The sequence below is a fragment of the Agrobacterium sp. NPDC090273 genome (assembly GCF_044772305.1).
GTDB lineage: Bacteria > Pseudomonadota > Alphaproteobacteria > Rhizobiales > Rhizobiaceae > Agrobacterium.
In genome coordinates this window covers 1-1,083 of the sequence record NZ_JBIVYN010000021.1, presented here as the reverse complement: position 1 = coordinate 1,083, position 1,083 = coordinate 1, and the positions used below count along the sequence as shown (strand labels likewise).

Sequence of the window (1,083 nt, the reverse complement as noted above, 5' to 3'; positions counted from 1 at the left end):
CCGGCTCTTGGCAATGACAGCTTCACCCTCAACGAGGACGGCAATACGGTTCTCGATGTGCTCGCCAATGACAGTGATGCCGATGGCGACCCACTGACCATCACCGCAATCGACGGACAGGCCATCTCCGTTGGCACCTCCGTGGCGGTCACCGGCGGCTCCGTCACCCTCAATGCCAATGGCACACTCACCTTCACAGGCGCGGCAAACTTCAACGGGCCGCTCGCCTTCACCTACACCGTCTTTGATGGCACAACCACCTCCACCGCAACGGTCGCAGGCCAGATCAATCCCGTCAACGATCTGCCCGTCGCCGTCGATGATGTCGCACAGACCGATGAGAACACACCCATCGAAGGCAATGTCATCATTGGCAGCGACAGCGATGTCGATGGCGATACCCTCACAGTCATCCGCGTCGGCAATGGCGCAAATGGTGTCGGCGCAACACTTGCTGGCAGCAATGGCGGCAGCTTCGTCATCCGCGCCGATGGCTCCTACAGCTTCGATCCCGGATCGGCCTTCCAGGACCTCCAGATCGGAGAAAGCCGCACCACCGCGATCACCTACACCATCTCCGACGGCAATGGCGCAACCGCAACCGCAACGCTGACCGTCACAGTCACAGGCCTCAACGACGCACCCGTCGCACCAACCCTGCCGCCACGCGCCAATCTCGATGGAGCAGCCATCAACATCAACCTCGGCAACCTGTTTACCGATGTCGATGGCGATACCCTCTCCTACACCATCACCGGTCTGCCGACAGGCCTCTCCTACGATCCCGCAACAGGCCAGATCACCGGAACAATCGATCCATCCGCATCCGGACCAACCGGCACCAACGCCTTCACCGTCACCATGACCGCAGTCGACGGCAATGGCGGATCGGTCGAGCGCAGCTTCACATGGACCGTCACAAACCCGATGCCACAGGCACAGAACGATGCATTCGCCATCAATGAAGGCCAGACCCTCAACGGCAATGTCCTCGCCAACAATGGCAACGGCGTCGATGCCGACGACGATCCCCTCACCGTATCCCTGGTCAACGCCCCGGCAAACGGCACCCTCACCCTCAAC

General features: G+C 60.9%; 1 protein-coding gene. It reads left to right on the top strand.

All coding sequences use genetic code 11. From position 1 onward, the window contains the following. Window positions 1–1,083, top strand: a 1,083-nt coding sequence (locus ACIQT8_RS25235; protein ID WP_400971293.1) for an Ig-like domain-containing protein, incomplete at both ends; no start/stop codon positions are given.